The sequence below is a fragment of the Mucilaginibacter sp. genome (assembly GCF_964263795.1).
Classification (GTDB): Bacteria; Bacteroidota; Bacteroidia; order Sphingobacteriales; family Sphingobacteriaceae; genus Mucilaginibacter.
This window is the reverse complement of the sequence record NZ_CAXVWK010000070.1, coordinates 1-6416: the sequence shown is the minus strand read 5'-3', so window position 1 is coordinate 6416 and position 6416 is coordinate 1. Positions and strand designations below refer to the sequence as shown.

Below are 6416 nucleotides of genomic sequence, written 5' to 3'. Positions count from 1 at the left end.
CTATAACAATTGAAATGATCACAAAAACTTCGGAAACAATAAAAAACACCCGGTTCTTATCAAAAATATAGAAAGACAGCCCCAGCGTAAGTAAATGGAGTATAACAACAAAAAGAATGTACTTAGTCCTCAGCTTCATCGTATGGGATCTCGAATTTATCAAGCCTGCGGTAAAGCGCACTGCGTGTTAACCCTAAGGCAGGCGCGGCTTTGCTAACCCGATTTTTATGGAATGCCATAGCGCGCTTAATCATCTCAATTTCCATCTCCTCGAGCGTAATAGTGCCCACGCCCGGCCATTGAGCATTACTTTTTTGCGGGGAAAGCTCCAGCTGTAATTTAAAATCATCAATCTCCAGTACATTGCGACTGCTAACCAAGATAGAGCGCTCTACCAGGTTTTTAAGCTGACGGATATTACCCGGTAACGGCAGTTGCTGCAACCACTTCATTGCGCTTTTAGATACGGTAAGTTCTGGCCGGTTATAAATCTGCTTAAGATTGTTCATGAAAAATTCAACCAGCAACGGGATATCTTTCGGCCGCTCGCGCAGTGATGGCAGGATTACAGTAATCAGGTTAATGCGGTAAAGCAGATCTTCTCGAAAAGTGTTACTGCTCACCATATTTGCTAGGTTTTTATTGGTGGCGCAAACCACTCTTACGTCTACCGTTTTAGTGCGGCTGCTTCCTAATACCTCATATGTCCGATCCTGCAACACACGCAACAATTTAACCTGGCTGCCTGCATCAAGGTCGCCTATTTCATCTAAAAATATAGTGCCTTTGTTAGCCATTTCAAATCGCCCTGCCCTATCAAAACGGGCATCGGTGAAGGCGCCCCGAACGTGGCCAAACATTTCACTTTCAAAAAGTGAGGTAGATACGCCGCCAAGATTGACCTTAATAAACGGCTTACTTTGCCTGCGGCTGTTTTGATGCACGGCTTCGGCAATCAGCTCTTTACCGGTACCGCTTTCGCCCATTATCAATATGGAGGCATCGGTACCTGCAACCCGTCCAATTGTTTCCAGTATTTGCAGCATTTGCGGGTCTTCGCCAATGATGTGCTTAAAATTATATTCTTTATCTAATTGCTTACGTGTACGGTTAACCGCCGTTTGGCGGCGCAGGTCAAGCAGTGTTTTAACGGATTGCAGCAAATGCCCGTTATCCCATGGTTTATTAATAAAATCGTCGGCCCCAAGTTTCATACCCTGTACCGCAAGCGCAATGCTACCCCAACCGGTTATCAATATTACAGGCACTGCCGCTGCAGTTTTTTTTATTTGTTGCAGCAGGTTCATTCCTTCTTCGCCGGTAGTGCTGATAGAAAAGTTAAGGTCGAGAATGATCAAATCGGGGTTTTGATTCTTAATGAATCGCAGGGCTTCCTCCGGCCCACCCGTACCTTCAACCTCGTAGCCCTTACTTTTTAGTAAAAGCTGCAGCGAGGTGCGTACCGCAATATCATCGTCAATAACCAATATCATACTTCAAAGCTAAATTTTTATTCTTCATGTAAGGCAACGGCAGGATAAATTGCCGCTGCCTGCCTGCCGGGATAAAGCGAACAGACCAGTACTAACAAATAAATAAACAGGATAGACAGGAGCATGGCAACAAGATAAACGCTAGCCGGCAAATCAAACACGTTGAGCAACGGAAACTGCACCGCGAAAAATGAACCAATAATAAGCGATAACGTGGCTAATATCATGGCCTCGCTAACTAATTGTACTGATACCGCGGCTCCGGGCGCCCCTACTGCCCTGCGCAAGCCAATTTCGCCACGCCGTTTGTTGATGTTATACCACAACACTCCAAATATCCCGAGCGCAACATTAATGATCAAAAACGCGGCGACTATAGACAGAATTATGAGCGGAACAAGTGTAAACTTGTTATAGGCCGTCAATTTATTATCCAGGTGCTCTATCTCAATGTTTGAATTCTTCAACGTACCGGCCATCAGCTTGTAAATTTTGCCTTCAAAAGTGGCGTTAGCTTCGGGCGTGACCTTAACCATGATCTTACCCATCCATTTGTACGATGCGGTATCATGTCGGTTGTAAAGGCCGCAAGTGGGCGATTGATAGTCTCCGTCGGTTTTGATATCGTCTATCACCCCGATAATCTTTTGCCTGTTTTTTACCTCGTCGCCAATGGATTTGCCAACAGCATCGGCTTTGCCAAATAATTTCTCTTTTAATGATTTATTGATAACGATGATCTTACTTTTTGATGCCGCATCCGCTTTGTTATACCAGCGCCCGGTAAGCATTTTAACGCCCATTATATTCGGGTATGCGTCATCCATAAAAAAGTTGTTCACCCTGTCTACACTCAGCCCTTTGTTAGATACGGCTGTGGTCATGTGATTATTAGAAAATGGAATATTGCTGCTGGCATACCCTGCGTCTACAACCAAAGGAAGCGATTTCAAGTTGCGCAGCAGGGTTTGGTAAACCAGCGTTACCGAATCTGGATTATTTGTATCGAGTGTATGGTTATAACTTATTGCCCAAACGCGGTTGTAATTAAAACCCATAGGCTTAGCATAATTACTGTAAGAATTAAGGGCGAATGTGAACACGGCAAATATGACCATAAACGAAAGCAATATCTCTACGATGAGCAGCGAGTTTTGCTTTTTCTTATTCCAGATCATTTTAAATAAATGCTTGAACATGATATTTCAAATTTATAGGTTGATAAAATTATTGGGCTTTTAGTGCTATAACGATATTAAGTTTAGACATTCGCCAGGCCGGGTATACACCCGATAGTAGCCCAAACACAATACAGGTAAGAAATGCGTAGGCCAGTACTGTAAAATTTAAGCTTAAGTTTAAGTTGGCAATAAGCCGGGCATCGTTTATAAGATACATTACCAGTACTGATAACACCACTCCAATAATACCGCCTAAAAAAGTAAGGATAAGGTTTTCTACAATGAATTGATATACCAGGGTTTTAGATGAAGCGCCGAATGCCTTACGTACACCAATTTCTGAAGACCGCTCCATTATGCGGGTGATATTAACGTTCACCAGGTTTAATGTAGGTAACAGCATCACAAACAACGCAAATAAAGCAATCGCAGCAAATGCATAAGCTAATCCGGATTTACCTTCGTTACCGGTCCGTACGTAACCTTCCAGATAGGTATCAGCATGGCTAAAGATCCGGTCCCACTCCTTGCCGGGACTAGGCAGCTTAGAAACAATAGCATCATATTCAGCCTTCATCTTAGGCACATCTGCTGCACTTTTGGCCAGCACAATAGCGCTGTAGTTACCCAGGTAACCTTTATCTGCGTCCAACTTGGTTTTCGACGTCGTTATAGGCAAATAGATATCCGAGTATAGCACATATGAGGTGATCGGCATGCTCTTCACAACGCCGCATACGCGGTATTTCACGTTATCCGCCTCGATATATTTACCAACCGCCGGACTGCTGCTGTCGCCGAAGTATTCTTTCTTCATATCCTCAGATATAACAGTAACCCGTTCGGCATTGTCTATCTGTTGCCTGGAGATGCCCTTTCCCTCAACAAAATCAAATTCCAGCACGTCCCAGAAATCAGCGTTGGTATACTTATAGTTAATAACAATCTTACGGTTGTTTACATAAGTATTAGTAGACCCAAAACCCGATGATATGGCAAGCTTAACTGGCGTTTTCATTTTGGTTATATACTGATCAATAATGTGATAACTTAACCCACTCGAGTTCATTGACTCCTTTCCACGCAGTTCCATACGGTTGATGTACAAAGAGCGGTCGCGCTTTTTATCGGGATATTTGTCATTCACTACCTGATCTACAAAAGCTGTGAGCACTAGCAATATCATTAGCGTAAAGCTGATACCAAAAAGACTGATGAAAGTGAAGAACTTTCTTCGTTTCAATACCGCTATGGCTATTTTGAAGTAATTTTTAAGCATGATTATAATGTTATGCTGGTAAATTATTGAACCTGAGACCCATCGAACAACCTTACCAAACGGTGCGTTTTTTGCGCCATGTTTTCATCGTGAGTAACCATTACAATGGTAGTTCCCTCGTTACGGTTTAGCTGCAACAGTATCTCCATAATTTCGTTCCCCATAGCGCTATCCAGGTTGCCGGTGGGCTCATCAGCCAGGATGATCTCCGGCCGGCCCACAATAGCACGGGCGATAGCTACACGCTGCCGCTGCCCGCCCGATAGCTGTGTCGGGAAATGTTTTAGACGATTGCTTAAGCCTACTTTTTCCAGCGCTTCGGTAGCAAGGGCACGACGTTCTTTAGCAGTGCTATCCCGGTAAAGCAGCGGCAGTTCAACATTGTCCAGCACCTGCAAATCGTTTATAAGATGGTAGCTTTGAAAAATAAACCCGAGCTTTTTGTTCCGGAATTTGGCCAACTGTTTATCCGAAAAGCCCGAGGTACTTTGTTCATCGATATTGATGCTGCCCTTTGAGGGCATGTCCAACAAGCCCATAATGTTGAGCAGCGTGCTTTTACCGCAACCTGACGGGCCCATTATTGACAGGAATTCGCCTTTTTCAACATCAAGATTAATGCTGTTAAGCGCCAGGGTTTGTACAGTATCTGTACGATATACTTTTTCAATGTTTTGTAATCTTATCATGGTTAATTGTGAATTATTACGTTTATAATTTGTTGTTGATATGCTGTTTTCGTCAAGGGCTTTTACAGGATAAATGCGACTTCTATTATTTATAATTTATCTTTTCTTTCTTCTCAAAATCGTACAAGCTTAAATAACGAAGTTGGTAATACGCACCCCAAAAATCCCTCAGCGCTGCTACGTAATCGCGCTTGGCCTGGTCATTTTCCTGGAAAGCTATACTCAGGTCGGTTATACTCAGGTCACCCAGCACATACCGATCACGGGCAATCTTATATTTTTCTGACGCAATACTATCCGCCTGTGCCGTAAACACCAACTGATCTTTCATCATATTAAAGAGCGTTACCTGCGTTACTATCTGCTGCTTAAACGTTTGCTTATCCTGTTCTACAGCATACTGAATAAATTGCTCGTTCGCTTGTGCCGTTTTCACGCGCGATTTTGATCGGCCCCAATCAAGTACAGGTATTGCAAACTGCAATTGCAGAAGCTGCTGATTTTGCGGGTTATGGTAAACCTCGGGGATGTTGCGAGCCGTGTTAGAGAAGCCAATGTTAGCTGTAAGGGTTGCTATTAAGCCGCTTTGCCCTTTAGCTTTTGCTACATCACGTTTTGCTTCAGCAATGCGGCGCATAAAGCCAATGGCATCACTGCGGTTCTCAAAAGCTTCGGCCAGTACTTTATCTGCCGATACGCTCATATCAATTGTTGCTCCCGGCAATTCAAGAGCTATTTTTTCTTCGCCTTCGGTACCGGTGTAGGTACGCAGGTTAAGCGTGGCTATCTCCATATCCCGCTTGGCTGTACCTACAGCTTTTTTCGCATTCAACCGCTCCAGTTGTAATTGTAAAATCTCATTTTTAGAAACCTTCCCCAACTCGAATTTCACTTTAGCTATGGTTAGGATCTTTTCGGTATTGGTAAAGTTCGTTTCGGCAATCTGCAAGTTTACCTGCGCCAGCAACAAATCGAAAAAGTAGCCGCTAACCACTATGGCTATCTGTTCCTGCGCTTCAATGTAGGCCTGCTTACTTTCATTGAATTTCAACGGCTCAATCTTCTTATCCCACCGTAGCTGATTGAATTGGAACAAGGGCTGGCTATAGCCAATAGCATAGGGCACAGCGTTATATAACTGGTTATTCCTGTCAAAATCATAAAAGCGCTGCATAGAGGTAGTACCATATACCGTACCGCCGGTTGCCGTAATACTTTGACTAAAATCGAGCTGTAACGAGGAATTATCGTTATGCACAGGCCTGAAGATGATCGTTCCATCCGGCTGCAATACAGGCTGGGTAGTTTTGCTGTAACCCGGCAATGTACCACTTAATGACAGTTGCGGCTGGTAATTTGACTTGAATGTACGCCACAACCAATACTTGGTTTCGCGAACGGTTGTTGCCTGCTTAGCGGCAATAGAGTTGCGCTTGGCCATCTCCACCACCTGGCGGAGGCTTAAATTTACCGTATCGCCGCCTTTAGAGGCAAACACCCGACTACCCACGCATAATATTAATATAAGGTATAAATATTTCACGGCTGTTAGTCTTTTAGGGTAAGCTGCTTCGAATTTTTATGTTCGCTCATATCCGATGTAATGACAACATCGCCGGGCTTGACGCCATCCTTTATTTCCACAAAATCGAAATTGCTCAGGCCTATACGTACCGCCCTGCGTTCCGCTTTGTTGCCGTTAATCACAAATATGTCCTGGTCTGCCGCTCCCTTAAAGGCGGCCCCATTGGCAACCCGCATAGTTTTGCCATGC

General features: G+C 43.9%; 5 protein-coding genes and 1 pseudogene. All 6 read right to left on the bottom strand.

All coding sequences use genetic code 11. The features are described from left to right. Nucleotides 1-122: 122 nt before the first annotated feature. Nucleotides 123-1493: a sigma-54-dependent transcriptional regulator gene (locus tag ACE5CV_RS12370; protein ID WP_374950488.1), complete on the bottom strand. Its 1371-nt coding sequence runs from the start codon at nucleotides 1491-1493 to the stop codon at nucleotides 123-125. Between the two features lie 17 nt (nucleotides 1494-1510). Continuing rightward, nucleotides 1511-2692 (bottom strand): ABC transporter permease, encoded by a 1182-nt coding sequence (locus ACE5CV_RS12365; protein ID WP_374950487.1) that lies wholly within the window; start codon nucleotides 2690-2692, stop codon nucleotides 1511-1513. A gap of 28 nt (nucleotides 2693-2720) precedes the next feature. Further along, a complete protein-coding gene (locus tag ACE5CV_RS12360) occupies nucleotides 2721-3953 on the bottom strand; it encodes an ABC transporter permease (RefSeq protein WP_374950486.1) in 1233 nt (410 codons plus the stop codon). Nucleotides 3954-3976: 23 nt separating this feature from the next. Then, nucleotides 3977-4642 carry an ABC transporter ATP-binding protein gene (locus tag ACE5CV_RS12355; protein ID WP_374950485.1) on the bottom strand — a complete coding sequence of 222 codons (666 nt, stop codon included), beginning with the start codon at nucleotides 4640-4642 and terminating at the stop codon, nucleotides 3977-3979. Between the two features lie 85 nt (nucleotides 4643-4727). Beyond that, nucleotides 4728-6185, bottom strand: coding sequence for a TolC family protein (locus ACE5CV_RS12350; RefSeq protein WP_374950484.1), 1458 nt, complete (start codon nucleotides 6183-6185; stop codon nucleotides 4728-4730). A gap of 5 nt (nucleotides 6186-6190) precedes the next feature. Beyond that, nucleotides 6191-6416: pseudogene (locus ACE5CV_RS12345) on the bottom strand (efflux transporter periplasmic adaptor subunit); the annotation flags it as partial.